This window comes from bacterium (assembly GCA_040756715.1).
Taxonomy (GTDB): domain Bacteria; phylum UBA9089; class UBA9088; order UBA9088; family UBA9088; genus JBFLYE01.
This window is the reverse complement of the sequence record JBFLYE010000048.1, coordinates 1-15,189: the sequence shown is the minus strand read 5'-3', so window position 1 is coordinate 15,189 and position 15,189 is coordinate 1. Positions and strand designations below refer to the sequence as shown.

At 37.7% G+C, this 15,189-nt stretch carries 22 protein-coding genes; 8 read left to right on the top strand and 14 right to left on the bottom strand.

The window, feature by feature from the left end; translation table 11 throughout:
• Positions 1-143: 143 nt before the first annotated feature.
• The 4 genes from AB1397_01995 to AB1397_01980 all read right to left on the bottom strand — a co-directional run bounded on the left by AB1397_01995 (position 144) and on the right by AB1397_01980 (position 1,630).
• Complete coding sequence (locus tag AB1397_01995; GenBank protein MEW6481765.1) at positions 144-353, bottom strand: hypothetical protein; 210 nt, start codon at positions 351-353, stop codon at positions 144-146.
• A gap of 104 nt (positions 354-457) precedes the next feature.
• Positions 458-892, bottom strand: a complete 435-nt coding sequence (locus tag AB1397_01990; protein MEW6481764.1) for a clan AA aspartic protease — start codon at positions 890-892, stop codon at positions 458-460.
• Positions 893-936: 44 nt separating this feature from the next.
• The gene (locus AB1397_01985; protein MEW6481763.1) at positions 937-1,377 is read right to left on the bottom strand and encodes a response regulator; all 441 of its coding nucleotides are present in this window, start codon (positions 1,375-1,377) and stop codon (positions 937-939) included.
• A gap of 13 nt (positions 1,378-1,390) precedes the next feature.
• Positions 1,391-1,630 (bottom strand): sulfurtransferase TusA family protein, encoded by a 240-nt coding sequence (locus AB1397_01980; protein MEW6481762.1) that lies wholly within the window; start codon positions 1,628-1,630, stop codon positions 1,391-1,393.
• A 79-nt stretch (positions 1,631-1,709) separates the two neighbouring features.
• Here AB1397_01980 and AB1397_01975 point away from each other — a divergent pair, with 79 nt between their 5' ends.
• The 5 genes from AB1397_01975 to AB1397_01955 all read left to right on the top strand — a co-directional run bounded on the left by AB1397_01975 (position 1,710) and on the right by AB1397_01955 (position 7,525).
• Positions 1,710-3,599 carry a CARDB domain-containing protein gene (locus AB1397_01975; protein MEW6481761.1) on the top strand — a complete coding sequence of 630 codons (1,890 nt, stop codon included), beginning with the start codon at positions 1,710-1,712 and terminating at the stop codon, positions 3,597-3,599.
• 154 nt (positions 3,600-3,753) lie between these two features.
• Complete coding sequence (locus AB1397_01970) at positions 3,754-5,199, top strand: NADH-quinone oxidoreductase subunit M (GenBank protein ID MEW6481760.1); 1,446 nt, start codon at positions 3,754-3,756, stop codon at positions 5,197-5,199.
• Entirely contained in the window at positions 5,192-5,773 is a 582-nt protein-coding gene (locus AB1397_01965; protein ID MEW6481759.1) for a 5-formyltetrahydrofolate cyclo-ligase, read from the top strand. The genes AB1397_01970 and AB1397_01965 overlap by 8 nt, the downstream gene beginning before the upstream one ends.
• Positions 5,770-6,108: an MTH938/NDUFAF3 family protein gene (locus tag AB1397_01960; GenBank protein ID MEW6481758.1), complete on the top strand. Its 339-nt coding sequence runs from the start codon at positions 5,770-5,772 to the stop codon at positions 6,106-6,108. Before AB1397_01965 ends, AB1397_01960 begins: the two co-directional genes overlap by 4 nt.
• A gap of 19 nt (positions 6,109-6,127) precedes the next feature.
• Positions 6,128-7,525, top strand: coding sequence for an HD domain-containing protein (locus AB1397_01955; GenBank protein ID MEW6481757.1), 1,398 nt, complete (start codon positions 6,128-6,130; stop codon positions 7,523-7,525).
• Here the strand turns inward: AB1397_01955 and mtnA are convergent.
• Together mtnA and glp are read right to left on the bottom strand one after the other, a co-directional pair.
• Entirely contained in the window at positions 7,515-8,426 is a 912-nt protein-coding gene (gene mtnA / locus AB1397_01950; GenBank protein MEW6481756.1) for an S-methyl-5-thioribose-1-phosphate isomerase, read from the bottom strand. The two genes, AB1397_01955 and mtnA, sit on opposite strands and share 11 nt — an antisense overlap.
• Positions 8,419-9,633: a gephyrin-like molybdotransferase Glp gene (glp, locus tag AB1397_01945; GenBank protein ID MEW6481755.1), complete on the bottom strand. Its 1,215-nt coding sequence runs from the start codon at positions 9,631-9,633 to the stop codon at positions 8,419-8,421. The genes mtnA and glp overlap by 8 nt, the downstream gene beginning before the upstream one ends.
• Before the next feature lie 94 nt (positions 9,634-9,727).
• Here glp and fliN point away from each other — a divergent pair, with 94 nt between their 5' ends.
• The 3 genes from fliN to yajC are packed head-to-tail and all read left to right on the top strand — an operon-like array spanning position 9,728 to position 11,417.
• Positions 9,728-10,711, top strand: coding sequence for a flagellar motor switch protein FliN (gene fliN / locus AB1397_01940; GenBank protein ID MEW6481754.1), 984 nt, complete (start codon positions 9,728-9,730; stop codon positions 10,709-10,711).
• On the top strand, positions 10,708-11,151 hold the full coding sequence (locus AB1397_01935; protein ID MEW6481753.1) for a flagellar biosynthetic protein FliO: 444 nt from the start codon (positions 10,708-10,710) through the stop codon (positions 11,149-11,151). Before fliN ends, AB1397_01935 begins: the two co-directional genes overlap by 4 nt.
• A complete protein-coding gene (gene yajC / locus AB1397_01930) occupies positions 11,148-11,417 on the top strand; it encodes a preprotein translocase subunit YajC (GenBank protein MEW6481752.1) in 270 nt (89 codons plus the stop codon). Before AB1397_01935 ends, yajC begins: the two co-directional genes overlap by 4 nt.
• Here yajC and AB1397_01925 read toward each other — a convergent pair whose 3' ends face one another.
• The 8 genes from AB1397_01925 to AB1397_01890 form a co-directional block, all read right to left on the bottom strand.
• Complete coding sequence (locus AB1397_01925; protein MEW6481751.1) at positions 11,418-12,119, bottom strand: LysM peptidoglycan-binding domain-containing protein; 702 nt, start codon at positions 12,117-12,119, stop codon at positions 11,418-11,420.
• Between the two features lie 4 nt (positions 12,120-12,123).
• Positions 12,124-13,038, bottom strand: a complete 915-nt coding sequence (locus AB1397_01920; protein MEW6481750.1) for a hypothetical protein — start codon at positions 13,036-13,038, stop codon at positions 12,124-12,126.
• A 15-nt stretch (positions 13,039-13,053) separates the two neighbouring features.
• Entirely contained in the window at positions 13,054-13,428 is a 375-nt protein-coding gene (locus tag AB1397_01915; protein MEW6481749.1) for a retropepsin-like aspartic protease, read from the bottom strand.
• Between the two features lies 1 nt (position 13,429).
• A complete protein-coding gene (locus AB1397_01910; protein ID MEW6481748.1) occupies positions 13,430-13,804 on the bottom strand; it encodes a retropepsin-like aspartic protease in 375 nt (124 codons plus the stop codon).
• A 1-nt stretch (position 13,805) separates the two neighbouring features.
• Entirely contained in the window at positions 13,806-14,183 is a 378-nt protein-coding gene (locus AB1397_01905) for a retropepsin-like aspartic protease (protein ID MEW6481747.1), read from the bottom strand.
• A 1-nt stretch (position 14,184) separates the two neighbouring features.
• Positions 14,185-14,562 (bottom strand): hypothetical protein, encoded by a 378-nt coding sequence (locus AB1397_01900; GenBank protein MEW6481746.1) that lies wholly within the window; start codon positions 14,560-14,562, stop codon positions 14,185-14,187.
• A 1-nt stretch (position 14,563) separates the two neighbouring features.
• The gene (locus AB1397_01895; GenBank protein ID MEW6481745.1) at positions 14,564-14,941 is read right to left on the bottom strand and encodes a retropepsin-like aspartic protease; all 378 of its coding nucleotides are present in this window, start codon (positions 14,939-14,941) and stop codon (positions 14,564-14,566) included.
• Between the two features lies 1 nt (position 14,942).
• The coding region (locus AB1397_01890) for a hypothetical protein (GenBank protein MEW6481744.1) at positions 14,943-15,189 on the bottom strand (247 nt) is incomplete at its 5' end.

The window sequence follows — 15,189 nt, the reverse complement described above, 5'->3', positions numbered from 1 at the left end:
TAAGTTTTATAAAATTTTTCCCCTTTTAATTCAAAATTCAACATTCAAAATTCATAATTTTATAAAGTTTTCCTTAAGATTATCTAAACACATACATTTTGTAAAGCGTTATGGAATTAACTATATAAATCCAGGAACAGTTTTTAACACATCAAGGAGGTTGCGTGCGCCCATTTTTTAATCTCTTCTTCTGTAATTACAGTAACGATTGCAGGCGCCTCAGTAGCAAGTTGTTCTTTTTTTGCTGCTGTAACAACTACGGGTATCTCTCTAAATAGCAGCTCTTCCTCGCCTGCTATTTCTTCTTGTCTTTCCTCTGCTATGGCAAACCCAATTATAACCCATGCCAGCATCCCTCCAATTAACCATTTACATATCCTCTCCATTTTTACTTCCCTTATAATATGCCTTTTTTTTGGCAGACTAAAATAAAATGTAGTAGATAGATATTCCTGTTTTATTTCGGTATCTTAGAAACAAGCGTCCAGTAAATGTCAAATTGCTCCATTACCTTCTTTACAATGGATGTTCCAATGTTTGGGCTGCTCGGATTTACTTCTAATGCCCTTGTCTTGGGTATTATAATTAAATCCATATCTTCCATTGGTATTGCTCCAAGCAAAACTTGATCTCCCATAACCAATGCACCTGCAAAACCCACACGATTTTTGAAATGCAGCTCAATTGGACCAACATAAGAAATAAGTTTTTGCGTTCCATCAGCCAATGTTACCTCTCTTTTATCTATTTCTTCTAATTCCAATTGAATTTGAATATGCGAAGGAATGCACAAATGTAGAGCACCCGAATCTGCCAGGCAACTAACTTCTACTGGTTGTAATTCCTGCCTTCTTGGATTCTTCAAAATTAGTTTTTCATTAACTAAACCCATACACCCTTTTTTCTAACCATTGGACTCTCTGACTCTTTAGGCTTTTACTTTGGTATCTTTGAGACAAGTGTCCAATAAATCTCAAATTGCTCCATTACCTTTACAAATTGCTCAAAGTCCATTGGCTTGGTAATATAGGATACCGCACCATTCTCATAGCTTCTCACAATATCCTCTTCCCTCTCTGAGACAGTAAGCATTATTACAGGGATTGTCTTTAAGCACGGCTCTTTTTTGATATTTTCCAATGTCTCAAACCCATCCATCCTTGGCATATTTATATCTAATAAAATAAGCCCTGGTCTTGGAGCTTTTTCTTTATCTGAATAATCTCCTTTATTTAAGAGAAAATCTATTGCCTCCTCCCCATCCCTTACAATATACAATGGGTTGATAAGCTTAAGCTTTTTAAATACCTTTTGAATTATTACAATATCGTCCTCATTATCTTCTACCAAAAGAATATTTATTGCGTGCATATTCATATCATCCACCTCCTTAAAACTGTATTTGTATCCTCAAACCCCCTTCCTCTTCCTTTATAGAAAGTATTACCTTATTCATCCTCTCACACCATAGCCTCACACCCCTTTCAAATGTAGGGCAATCTCCCAAAACCTCCAGAATATCCCCCTTTTTCATATCAGGAGACTTAATCGCAATCTTCATTACTGGGTGGGGGCACCTAAGCCCCCTTACATCTAATATTTCAATTGCCATTATTAAAAAATAATACATTTAACTATATTTTCTTGTCAATTATCTTAATGTCAACTTTCATTAGACAAAAAAGGCTTGTTTTTTTATAATATTTCTTATGAAAAAGATAACCCCTTTACTTTTTTCGCTCTTTGTCTTTCCAGATATTAACTGGAATTTCCAAGTGCCATCCGGCATTTGTATAGATAAAGCTGGGATGATCTATGTTGTTTCCTCGGGAGACTCCAGAATAAAAAAATATACAAGGGATGGAAGGCTTTCTCTTGACTTTGGAGAAAGGGGAGAAGGTAAGAGATGCCTTGATGGACCAATGGATGTAGCCATAAATTCCAGAGGCGATATATATGTATCTGATACCTGGAACAATAGAATTTCTGTATTTTCTCCTGACGGCACATTCAAGATGAACATAGGTGGCTTGGGAGAGGGAAAAGGAAGATTTAGGTATCCAAATTCTATAGCCTTTGATAAAGACGATTATCTCTATGTGGTTGATTCGGGAAATGGCATAGTTCAAAAATTCAGCCTGGAAGGAAGATTTATTATGGAATTTGGAAAGAAAGAGGGTCTAAAATGGCCTTGTGGAATAGCAATAGATGAGGATGTATACATCTCTGATTCCTCCAATGATAGAATTATGAGGTTTAATAAGGATGGAGGATTTATTGAATCAATAAGGGGAATAAATAATCCAGGTGGATTAGCATTCTCTCCTGATAAAAATCTCTATATTACGGATAGCTCTTCTATTGTAAAGCTTGCCGATAATGGATTTGTTCCATTTATTAAAGGTTTGTCAAATCCAGCTGATCTTGCTTTCAACCGCTCATCCATCTTTGTTTCCGAGAAGGGAGGAAATAGGGTCTTAAAATTTTCCCTTGATGGAATTCTTGAAGAGGAATGGAAAGCCTCGGGAAAATCCTTAGAAAGGCTTAATCTTCCTTATGATGTTGCTTTGAGCAAGGATGGTATATACATTGCAGATACAGGAAATAACAGAATTCTCTCTCTTGACTTCTCCTTTAAGCCAAAGGCAGTTTGGGATTTCCCCTCACCTATTGCAATATTCGTTGATGGTTATGAAAATATTTATTGTTTAAGCTCAAGGGAAAATGTGGTTATAAAATTTGACAAAGGAGGAAATGAGATTTTAAGGCTTTCAAGCCTTACCTTCCCAAGGGATTTGCTTGTAGATAAGAAGGCTATCTTTGTTCTTTGCTCTAAGGAAATTATGAGGTTTTCTTTAGATGGAGAATATCTTGGAACACTCTGTTCTTCTCTTAAAGAGCCATCTTGCATTGCGAAGGACAATTTTGGATTTATCCTTGTCTCTGATGGCAATACAATAAAAAAATTTTCGCAATCTGGCATATTGGTAAAAACCATAGAGAATCTTCTCTCTCCCGCTGGGATTGTAGTTGACAAGGATAGCAATATCTATGTAGCAGAGAGGGAAAAAAATTGCATCTTAAAGCTTGATTTTTATGGAAAAATTATTGATGTATTACCCATAAAGCTTCTCTATCCCTATGGATTATTCCTTGATGCTGATTCTAATCTCTACATTGCTGATTGTGGAAATCATAGGATGGTGGTTTTTGGGGAAAAAGACGATAGATTCCTTTCTCCTATGAAAAAGAAAGGGGTGGTTAAACCCAAGTCTAATCTAGCTGACCTTGTTGTTTCTGAAATAGATGTTTTAGAGCCAAAGCTTGGGATATGGACAAGGATAAAGGCAACCATAAAGAATATAGGAAATACAAAGGCAGATTTCATTAGTGTAGGTTTCTTTTGTAATTCTTCTAACATTGGATTTGGAAAGATAATAAAAAGCTTAAAGGACAAAGAAAGCACAACCATAAATACAATCTGGCTTCCCAGCGAAGAAGGCATACAAACAATAAGGGTTGTGGCAGACTGCGAAAACAAGATAGAAGAAGAAAACGAAGAAAATAACATAAATGAAAAAGAAATAGAGGTTTATTGAAATGGGAAAATTTTAAATGGCAAATTGAAGATGGAATAATTATAATAGTTCTACGGGGTTTTTTGTGGATTATATAAAATTAGCAATGCAAAATTAGCAATTAGCAATGAAAGAGGTTTTTGACAGAAAAAAGTCTTAAAGAGCCAAATATAAAATGGATATTCTCTCTTTATCAATATTTGTTCCCCTAATCGGGATCATTCCAATTTTATTCCTTAAAAATGAAAGGCTGATTAAGGGATTTTCCCTTCTGTTTTCAACTATTCCCCTCATTGGCTCAATCCTTTTCTTGCTTTCATTTGATAGAGCAAACCCCTCATTTCAATTTGTCGTGAATATTCCCTGGATTCCCTTATTCAAGATTTCATACCATATTGGACTTGATGGAATAAGCCTTCCCCTATTCTTTCTTACCTCCTTATTAAGCCCAATCTCTATCCTTGTCTCATTTAATATAAAAAATAGGGTAAAGGGCTATTTTATCTCTTTCCTCATCCTTGAAACAGGGATGCTGGGTGTGTTTTCAGCTCTTGACCTCTTTCTTTTCTATATCTTCTGGGAGCTCGTCCTTATTCCAATGTATCTCATCATTGGCATCTGGGGTGGAGAAAAAAGAATATATGCAGCAATTAAGTTTATTTTATATACCGCTATCGGCTCTGTGCTTATGCTCATTGGAATCATCTGGATATTTATCCAGACAAATACATTTGATATTACAGAGCTTATTGGACATCAGGAGATATTGCAAAATGCAAAATTTATCTGGATTTTATTATTCTTTGGCTTTGCAGTTAAGGTTCCTATATTTCCCTTTCATACCTGGCTTCCCGATGCCCATACCGAAGCACCTACTGCTGGCTCTATTCTCCTTGCTGGCGTCCTCCTTAAACTTGGGGCTTATGGGCTTTTGAGGGTAAATTTTGGGATATTGCCAGAGGTAACCCCTAATTTTTCTTATTTCCTTGCCATTCTTGGCCTTATCAATATCATTTATGGTGCGTTTACCGCAATGGCACAAAAAGACCTTAAGCGAATGATTGCCTGCTCATCCATATCACATATGGGCTATTGTTTGCTTGGGATGTCTGCCTTTACAACAAATGGCTTTAATGGTGCGGTTTTACAGATGTTTAACCATGGTATAATCACCGGCTCTCTCTTTCTTTTGGTTGGCGTTATCTATGACAGGGCTCATCACCGGGAAATCCTTGGTTTTGGTGGCATAGCAAAGGTTGTTCCCTCCTATTGTGCAATTATGGGAATAGCTGTTTTAGCCTCAATCGGCCTTCCTGGTCTTTCTGGGTTTGTAAGTGAATTTTTGTGCTTTATTGGTGCATTCCCTGTTTTTCCCATAATTACCGGGGGTGCGGTTTTTGGCGTCCTTATCGGTGCAATCTATATGCTCTGGATGTATCGCTATGTATTCTTTGGGCCTCTTAATGAAAAATACAAAGACCTATCCGACTTAGAGATCAGGGAATGGATAAGCGTGATTCCCCTTATGATAATGGTATTTCTCATTGGTCTTTATCCAAAGATAGCATTAGACTTTATGAATTCTTCCCTCTCCTCTCTATCCTTTCTGTTTTATGAATAAGGAAGAAATAAGGAAAGAAATCCTTAAAATTAGGGATTCTCAAAGAGAAGAAGAAATCCTTGAAAAAAGCAGAAAAATAAAGGAAAATCTTTTTTTATTAGAAGATTTTATCAAAGCGGATAATATCCTTTTTTATTATTCATTCCGCTCTGAGGTAAGGACAGACATTATGATTGCGGAATGCGGAGTGCGGAGTGCGGAATGTAAAAAGAGGGTATTTCTTCCAAGGGTAGAAGAAAAAAACCTTGGGATTTATGAGATAAAAGCTCTTTCTGAGGTAAAGCCAGGCTATTGTGGAATAAAAGAGCCAATTACTAAAAGACCCATTTCTTTAGAAGATATTGAGCTTGTCCTTGTGCCTGGTGTTTGTTTTGATAAAAGGGGATTCAGGATTGGCTATGGGGGTGGATACTATGACCGGCTCCTTCCTTTGATTTCTTGTAAAAAAATAGGCCTTGCATTTTCTCTTCAGATAGTAGATAATATCCCGAATGCAATAAAGGATATAGGGGTTGATAAGATAATAACCGAGGAGGGGGTTATAATTGCAGATTGTAAATTGAAAAAGGTATGATAGAATCCTATAGCTTTGGAAGAATGGTTATTGAAGGAAAGGTATATACCCAAGACCTTATTATTTATCCAGATAGGATAGAAGGGAGTTGGTGGAGGAAAAGCGGTCATAGTGTATGCCATAATGATATAAAAGGAATATTAGAGGAAAAACCAGATGTCCTTGTGGTTGGAAAGGGAAGCCCAGGAATGATGAATGTTCTTCCTTGTGCAAAGAGAGCCATTTTAGAGCAAGGAATCACCCTTATTGAAGAACCAACAGAAAATGCTTTCAAAACCTATAATAAGATTTCAAAAAATAAGAAGGTCTGTGGAGCCTTTCATCTTACCTGTTGATAAATCTTAAGCTGCGGCAATGATCGTATCAAAACAAGAACCATTTTCTACCATTTCATCAATCGCAAAAAAAAGGGATAGCGAATTCTTCCTGGTGGGTGGCTTCATAAGGGATAGGCTTCTAAAAAGGTCATCAAAGGATATAGATTTCTCTGTTTCAAAAGATCCCATAGGATTTGCAAGGGATGTCTCCAATGTTTTAAAAGGGGCATTTGTTCTTTTGGACAAGAATTGTGGAAGGGTTGTTTTAAAAGACCTTACCCTTGATTTCTCAAGGATTGAAGGAGATATAGAAAGGGATATTAAAAGAAGGGATTTTACAATGAATAGCCTTGCCATGAAAGGACCCTCTTTTTCAGAGATAATAGACCTTGTAAACGGAATTTCTGATATTCAAAAAAAAGCAATAAGAATGGTATCAAAGGAAAGCCTTATTGGGGATCCATTAAGGCTACTTAGGGCAGTTAGGTTTTCCTCAAGCCTTAACTTTGAAATAGAAAAAGAAACAATTAAAACCATAAAGGAGAATTCCTATCTTATAAAAAATGTAGCATCTGAAAGGATAGCCTATGAGCTATTTGAAATATTGAAACATAAAGAATCTTATAAATTTTTAAAGCTTGCCTTTTCGGTTGGCATTTTATCCAACATCATTCCAGAGATTATTCCCCTCTCAAAAATAGAGGGAAGGGGCTATCACCATTTAGACCTATTAGAGCATTCATTTGAAACAGCAAAACAGATAGAGGCTATAGCTTCTAATTTCCTATTCCCTGAATATTCAGAAAAGATCAAGGAATATCTAGGGGAGGCTACATCCTCTGACCATACAAGGCTTTCTATTCTTAAGCTAATTGGGCTTCTCCATGATTTGGGAAAGCCAGAGACAATTAAAGAAGAAGATGGGAGATTAAGATTTATTGGACATGAAAGGCTAGGAGAAAAATATATAAAAAATATAGGGAAAAGGCTTAAATTTTCACAGAGAGAAATTCTAACCATGGCAAGGATTACATTAAATCATATGAGGATAGGAACCCTTATTCAAGGTGGAGTAGTAACAAAAAAGGCTATATTTAGACTAGGAAAAGACCTCTCTGATGACCTAATTATGCTCCTTATTCTCTCCCTTGCTGACCGGTATTCTGCGGTGGGAGAAGCAACCACAGAGGAGGACATAAGAAACCATGAGATGGGAATAAAGAAAATATTGGATTTTATCTTTAGCAAAGAAGAGGGAATAAAACCGCCAAAGATGGTAAATGGCAAGGAAATAATGGAAAAATTTGATTTGGAGGAATCTCCTTTAATTGGAAAGCTCCTTTTATTGATTGAAGAGGCCTGGATTGAGGGGAAGATAAAGAATAAAGAGGATGCATTTGGGCTGGTAAAGGAATATTTGGGATTTAGAAATTAGGATTTCTTGAATATATCCCCTTCTCTGTAATTATTCCTGCAATAAGTAGATTTGGGGTAATGTCAAAGGCTGGGTTTAGGCAATCAAAATTATAGCCAAGCTCATTTTTATCCCTTTCTTCAATTATAATTTGGCTACCATCTTCAATATTTAAATCAATCGTTGAGGTTGGGGCAAGGCAATAGAAGGGAATCTTGTGGTAATCTGCCAAAATGGCTATTTGGTATGTCCCTATTTTATTTGCAATATCGCCATTTCTTGCTATTCTATCCGCACCCACTAAGACAAGATCAACCAATCTATTCTTCATCACATAGCCTACCATTGTATCGGCAATCAAGGTGGCAGGAATTTTAGCTTGGGAAAGCTCATACATTGTAAGCCTTGCCCCCTGGCACCTTGGCCTTGTTTCGGTTACAAATACCTTTATATCCATACCCTTGCTATGGGCAAGGTATATTGGAGCAAGGGCTGTTCCTATGCCACAGCAAGCAAGAGAGCCTGCATTGCAATGGGTAAGGATGGAGATTCCATCATATAAAAGCGAAAGGCCATATTCGCCAATTTTTCTGTTTCTTTCCTTTAATTCTTGGTGGATTTGCTTTGCCAGGTCTAAAGGATTGCAATCGCTATTTTTCATTCTTTCTAAAGTGTAAAAAAGGTCCCTTCCGGTTGGCCTTGTATTCTTTAAAACCTCAATTGCCTTTTCTTTATCATCTGCCATTGCCACTCCATATCCTCCCGCAATTCCAATCGCAGGTGCTCCCCTTATCTTCATCTCTTTTATGCAGGAGGCAACATCCTCGTAAGTTTTACAACAAATCCAGAAGACCTCATCGGGAAGCCTTGTCTGGTCAAGAATTTTTAACATACCATTATCCCAGATAAGTGGCTCAAACATTTCTTAAAAGATAAACCGAAACCTCACTTCCACAAGGGATAAATTCTACATCTTTTTCTGCAATAAGAAGGCCATCTGCCTTTACCATTGAGCTTAAGACAGATGAACCTTGATTTCCTGAAAGCCTTGCCTCAAATAGGCCGTTTTTCTTTTTGAGGGATACCCTTAAATAATGCCTTCTATCTGTTTTTTTTCTTATCTCCTCTCCCAATATTGCCTTAATTATTGGCCTTTCTAAATTTTTTCTTCCTCCCATCTTAAGGATTGCTGGTCTTGCAAGAATTTCAAAGCAAACCATCGATGAAACCGGGTATCCTGGAAGGCCAAAGAATGGCTTTCCTTTAATTATTCCAAACAGGGTAGGCTTTCCTGGCCTCATTGCAACCTTGTGAAACTTAACCATAAGCCCCATATCCTCCAAAACATCCCTTGTAATGTCATAGTCGCCAATAGAGACACCGCCTGAGGTTATGAGCATATCAGCCTCTTTTAGCCCCCTTTCAATCCTTGAAGATATATCTTCTTTGTTGTCCCTTCCTATCCCTAAGTCTATTGGGATTGCCCAGGATTCTCTGATCTGAGCAGATAATGTCCAGGTATTTGTATTCCTTATTTTTCCGGGCAATAATTCACCCCTAATATCTACTATCTCATTCCCCGTGGCTAATACAGCGATCTTTGGCTGTTTTATTGTTTTAACGCTTGTTATCCCTAATGATGCCAATATTCCAATTGAGGAAGGGTCTATTACCCTTTGCCTTTCCAAAACAAGCTCACCATTTTTTATGTTCTCTCCCCTTTGGATAACATTTTCATATGGCTTTGTCTCTTTTTTTATCATAACAGATTGTCTCATTGTCTCTGTATCCTCAATCATAACAACAGAATCTGCTCCCTCTGGAAGCATAGCACCCGTCATTATTCTGGATGCAAAGCCATTCTTTATCACCTTTTTTGGAATTGCTTCCCCTGGAATTTCTTCAATAACCTCTAAGCTAACAGGATTCTTTTCTGATGCACCTTTTGTATCAGATGAAGCTACAGCATAGCCATCCATTGCCGAGAGATTAGAGGTCGGAATGTCTATTGTAGAGATGATGTCTTGTGATAACACCCTATTCAATAACGAGCTAATCTCTATATCTTCTTCTCCTAGGACATCTACGCTCTCTAAGATTATCTTTTGTGCTTCAAGAACAGAAATCATAAAAAAATGCTAATTAAAAACAGGGTAAATGTCAAGAAAATGAAATTGTTAAATTTTCTTTACAAAATGCCATAGGTTATTTATAATTTAACAAATGGCAGAAGAAACAGCAATTACAAAAGAAGAATTAGATGCCCTTCTTGGGGAAATGAAGGGAAAGGAGGGGGTTATCTCTCCGGTTGAAGAAAAAAGGCTTGAAGACATCTACAGGTCAACAATGCTTTCTGCCACAGAGGTTCTCTCTAAGGTTCTAAATAAACAGGTAAAAATAGAAGACCCTGAGGTAAAAACCATAACACCCAATGAACTAGAAAGCGAGCTTCCAAAAAATGCTATTGTAGTTGAAACAGAACATACAGATGGATTAAAGGGAATGACCTATATGATCTTATTAAAGGACCATGGTGCAACAATGGCAGACCTTGCCACAGGTGGCGATGGGACAGCACCACCTAAGGATCTAACCGAGGTATATCTTGGTGCACTTGCTGATGCAATAGGAAAGATGATTGAGGCAGCAAATGCCTCTTTATCAACCAGGCTAGGAAGACAAATCTTATCTACCCATCCTCCAAAGATAAGGGTTATTGACTTTGAAAAACAAAAGACAGAGCTTGATATACTAAAAGAAAACCAGCTGGTAAAAATAGATTATACCCTTACGGTTGGTGATCTATTTGCAGGAGACCTTATTCAACTTATCCCAAATGAGATAGCAAGACCTATTGTTGAAGGGATGGAAGAAAAGGAAACACCGCCTGTAATCCCTACAGGTCCTGTCCAATTTGCCGAAGCTAGACCAACCATCCCCGAAATGCCATCCAATATCCAGCTTTTAATGGATGTTCCGGTTGAAATAAGCGTAGAGCTTGGAAAAACAAACAAAAATCTTTCTGAGCTTTTAAAGATGGGAGAAGGGTATATAATGGAGCTTGATAAAATGACAGGCGAGCCGGTTGATGTATTGGTTAATGGAAGGCTTATTGCAAAGGCTTCGGTTGTTGTTATTGATGAGAATTTTGGGGTAAGAATAACAAACATTATAACCCCAAAGGAAAGGCTATCATTCCTCCAGTGAAAAATCCCCTTTTTGCAGCTACACCAACACTTACCTTCTCATCCCCATCTGACATTAACATATTTTGGATTGTGATAAAAATTGCTTTATATCTTGTATTTGTGGGAGGTATTGCCTTTCTTGTTGTTTTCCTTTTCAAAAGAAAAAGGAGGATTTCTGAAGGAGAGCTTATTCAAGTAATTGGCACAAAAGCAATTGCACCGGGAAAATATATCCAGATTGTTGAGATTTTAAATAGAATCCTTATCCTCGGCGTAGGTGAAAATATCAATCTCCTTTCCCAGATAAAGGATAAGGAGGAAATTGACCTCATAAAAACAGAGATAAGTAAAGAGGAGGGAAGAAAAAATCCAAGCATTCCATTTGCAGACTACCTCTTCAAAAAGAAGATAGATTTTCTTGAGGCCGAAAGCGAGAGGTTAAAAAATATAGGAAAATGAATCAACAGGCACTAGGCATTTTATTTTCCATTTTTCCATTTATTCTTATTATTGCCTTATTCTATCTCCTAATAATTATGCCACAGCAAAAAAAGGAGAGGGAGCATAAAAAGATGATTGCAAGCTTAAAGAAAGGTGATAGTATTATAACAATTGGCGGGATTTGTGGAACAATACATCAGGTAAAGGAAAAAAGCATAATTTTAGAAATTGCTCCCAAAATAAGGATTGAATGCCTTAAGACAGGGATTCTTTCAAAGCAATAATTACTTTAACGAATTAACAATGATAATGCCGACAAAGGCAGAAATGGCAAGGATTTCTTTGTATCTTCTTTGAGTTTTTTCCTCCTTTTTTATTATATCTTTCTCCTCTTGGGTTTCTCTTAATTCCTTTTGGATTCTTTCTTTTTCCTGTTTTTCACGAGCTAGCATATCCTCTCTTGTGCTTAATTTATCTTCTGTTTTGGAAAGCTTTCTTGCCAACTCATCTATCCTTCCTCGCAAGAAATCTGTTTCTTGTTTTAAATCACCAAATGAAGCCTCAAGCCTTTTTCTTTCCTCTTCCTCTCTTCTTCTTGCCTCTTCATCTTCAAGTTTTATAAGCTGAGCCTCTTTCAACCTCTCCATCTCTTCCTTTAGCCTTGCAATCTCTAAATTCTTTCTTTCCAGTTCTTCTTTAAGCTCTTTTTCAAAGTCTTCTGCCTTCTTTATAAAAACCTTTCCATCCTTTATGCCAATGGCAAGCTTCTCCCCTGGGTATATCCAATGGGGGTCGGTAAATTTGTTATATTCTTCAAACTTTGGCCATTGCCAACACTTCCCTATATACTTTCCTGCCAGGTCCCAAAGGGTATCACCCTTTTTAATTATAACAATCTCATATTCCCCCTCCCCAAGCTCCTTTTGGGAAATCTTTGCACTTCCCAAAAGGGGTATTACCAACAAAAGAGAAATAAATTTTTTCATCTTTTTAAAAGCTCATTGATAATGAAAGATAGTGATTATCAACCCTTTCAATCAAATCTTTTATAGAATAGGCATAATCAAGCCTCCATTTATCATGGGCAAGGCCTATACCCCCTCCGATATCTCCATTATTTAAACCAAGCCTGAATAAGAGAATATCAAATGCCTTGTATTCGCCGCCAAGTGCCCAGCCAAGCTTTTTCTTGTCTTTATTGTCCTTTTTGTTATACAAATCAAGGCTCATAAGCAGCGGGAAAGACTCTTCTTCAAAGAAGGACTTTCTTTTAAATCCACAAGAATAAGCTTCGCCAAATCCATCGTTTCTCAAGCCCTTCCAAAATAGAACTGGGTTTAATCTTATTGCTACACCCCCGGTAATTGTTGGGGTAATCTTTTCGCCTTGTATCTTTGCGGTAAGGTTTCTTAAGGTAAAGCCAAGGCTTAAATCCTCCTTAATCTCTGGGCTATAAAGCATACCAAGGTCAAGACCAAAGCCAGAATCAGAAGCCCTTTGGTTTGCATAGTGAAGAATCTTAAGGCTTCCTCCACATCCAATTTTGCCATTTATCTTCTTGGCATAGGAAATGGCATAGATAGACTCCCCTGCCCTATCCCCATATTGATTTTCTGCCTTTTGAAGGTCACCCCCTTGGTTTAGATAGGAAAAGCCGGTATTTTTCCAAACAAGGCCAACATATTGATATGTAAGGGCATCTAGCTTAGAAGAATACATATACATCTCCTCTCTCTCAATGACCCTAAGAAGCCCGGCTGGGTTATAAAAAAGTGATGATGCATCATCCGAGATTGCGGTAAATGCACCTCCCATCCCCAGAGACCTTGCTCCTGCACCCTCAAATGTGAAGTTGGCAAAACCCATGCTTGCCACCATCCCCAAAACCAAAACCTTTCTCTTCATCTTTTTTACCTCCTTTTAGACCCTTAGCCTTGCTGACCTTGGGTCAATTATTATTTTTTCCTTTTCTAAATCAAGCTTAATCTTTCTCCTTTGCATTGTCTCTCCTCCAATGATCATTTCATCAGATAGCTTCTCAACCACAATTGCTGGCTCAAGGATTTCACAACCATTAACTGTAATAAAAAGATTTACCACTTTTCTTGCCTCAAGTGGAGTTTCTCCATCCGCCATTTTAAAATAGATGGGGTGGATAAGCTCAACAATGGTTGCAATCCTCTCTGCTACATCCTCTCTAATCAGGGTCTCTGATGAGCCGGTATCAAAGAGGCAGGCAATCTCTGCCTTTCCTTTATCACCCTCTACCTTCAAATTCTCAACCAATAGTCCCATTTTAAACCCTCAACCTCGTAACCTTTGGGTCAATAATTACCCTTTCATTCTCTAAATCAAGCTTTATCCTATATTTCTGCATTGTTCCTGCACCAATTATCATATCATCGGTTAATTTGTCAACCACTATAACCTCATCACGGATAGTGCAACCATCAAGGGTAATAGAAAGGGGTATGCATTTATTTGCCTTAAGAATACCCTCTCCATCCGCCATTTTAAAATATAAAGGTTGAGGAAGATTAACAATGGTTGACACCTTCCCTGCTATATCCTCTCTAATCAGGCTTTCAGATGAGCCTGTATCAAAGAGGCAGGCAATCTCTGCCTTTCCTTTATCACCCTCTACCTTCAAATTCTCAACCAATAGTCCCATTTTAAATTAGCTTTAACTCCAATGCCTTCTTGTCTACGATGATATCATCATGCTCAAAGTCAAGCTTTATTCTCCATCGTTGAAGGGTTTGCGCACCTATGACCATCTCTTCTCCCAGAGAATCAACAATAACCACATCATCAAATATATCCCCTTCAGGCAAAACAATGCGAAGAAATACCCCCCTATCTGCCTCTATTCTTCCCCTTCCATCACCAAGTTGAAAACTCATTAACTTTAACAAGGAAAATGGTGTAGCAATTGCCCTTTGAATATCCTCCCTAATAAAAGAGACCGAGGCTCCACTATCAAAAAGGCAATTTACCTCCCTTTCTCCCTTATCGCCCATTACCTTAAGCTTCTTTGTAATTAGCCCCATTTTATACTAGCTTTAACTCCAATGCCTTTTTGTCTACGATGATATCCTCCTGCTCCAAATTAAGCTTTATCCTATATATTTGCATTGTTCTTGCCCCTATAATTATCTCCTCTTGAAGGGAGGGAGCAATAGCGAAATGGTCAAATATTTTTCCTTCCGGAAGAAGAATATCTAGAAATGCAATCTTATCTACCTCTAATCTTCCCTTTCCATCTCCTAGGGAAAAAACCTTTGGCTCTCTGAGTAAAGAAGGGGTTGCTATTTCCTCCTGAATATCCCTTCTAATAAATGAATCTGATGCACCTGTATCAAAAAGGCAATTTACCTCCCTTTCTCCCTTATCGCCCATTACCTTTAGTTTCTTTGTAATCAGTCCCATTTTAAATTAGCTTTAGCTCCAATGCCTTTTTGTCTACGATTATATCGTCGTGCTCAAAGTCAAGCTTTATTTTATAAAATTGAAGGGTTTTGGCACCTATAATCATCTCTTCTGCTAATTGGGGAACAATAACTACATGATCAAATATCTTTCCCTCGGGAAGCTTAATCCAGAGAAGCACCTCTTCATTTGCTTCAACCCTTCCCTTTCCATCTCCTAACTGAAAGCTTATTGACTCAAGCAATGAAAATGGCGTAGCCAGGGTTTCCTGAATATCTTTTCTAATAAAAGAGACCGAGGCTCCACTATCAAAAAGGCAATTTACCTCCCTTTCTCCCTTATCGCCCATAACCTTTAGTTTCTTTGTAATTAAACCCATTTTATGCCGCTATCCTTGCCTCTAAGGCAGAGATTCTTTGTTTTAATTGCTCAATCTCCTCTGTCCTATCCTTCATCTCCCTTAACAACCTCAATTCATTATCTATCCTTTTTAGCTCAGCCACCATAATATCACCTTGTCTTCTTATCTCTGCATCCTGTCTCCTTATCTCTGCCAAAAGCTCATTTTTAACCAGGTCTATCTTCTCATCTAATCTTGCCAGGCCAGAGTCTATCTTCTCATCTATT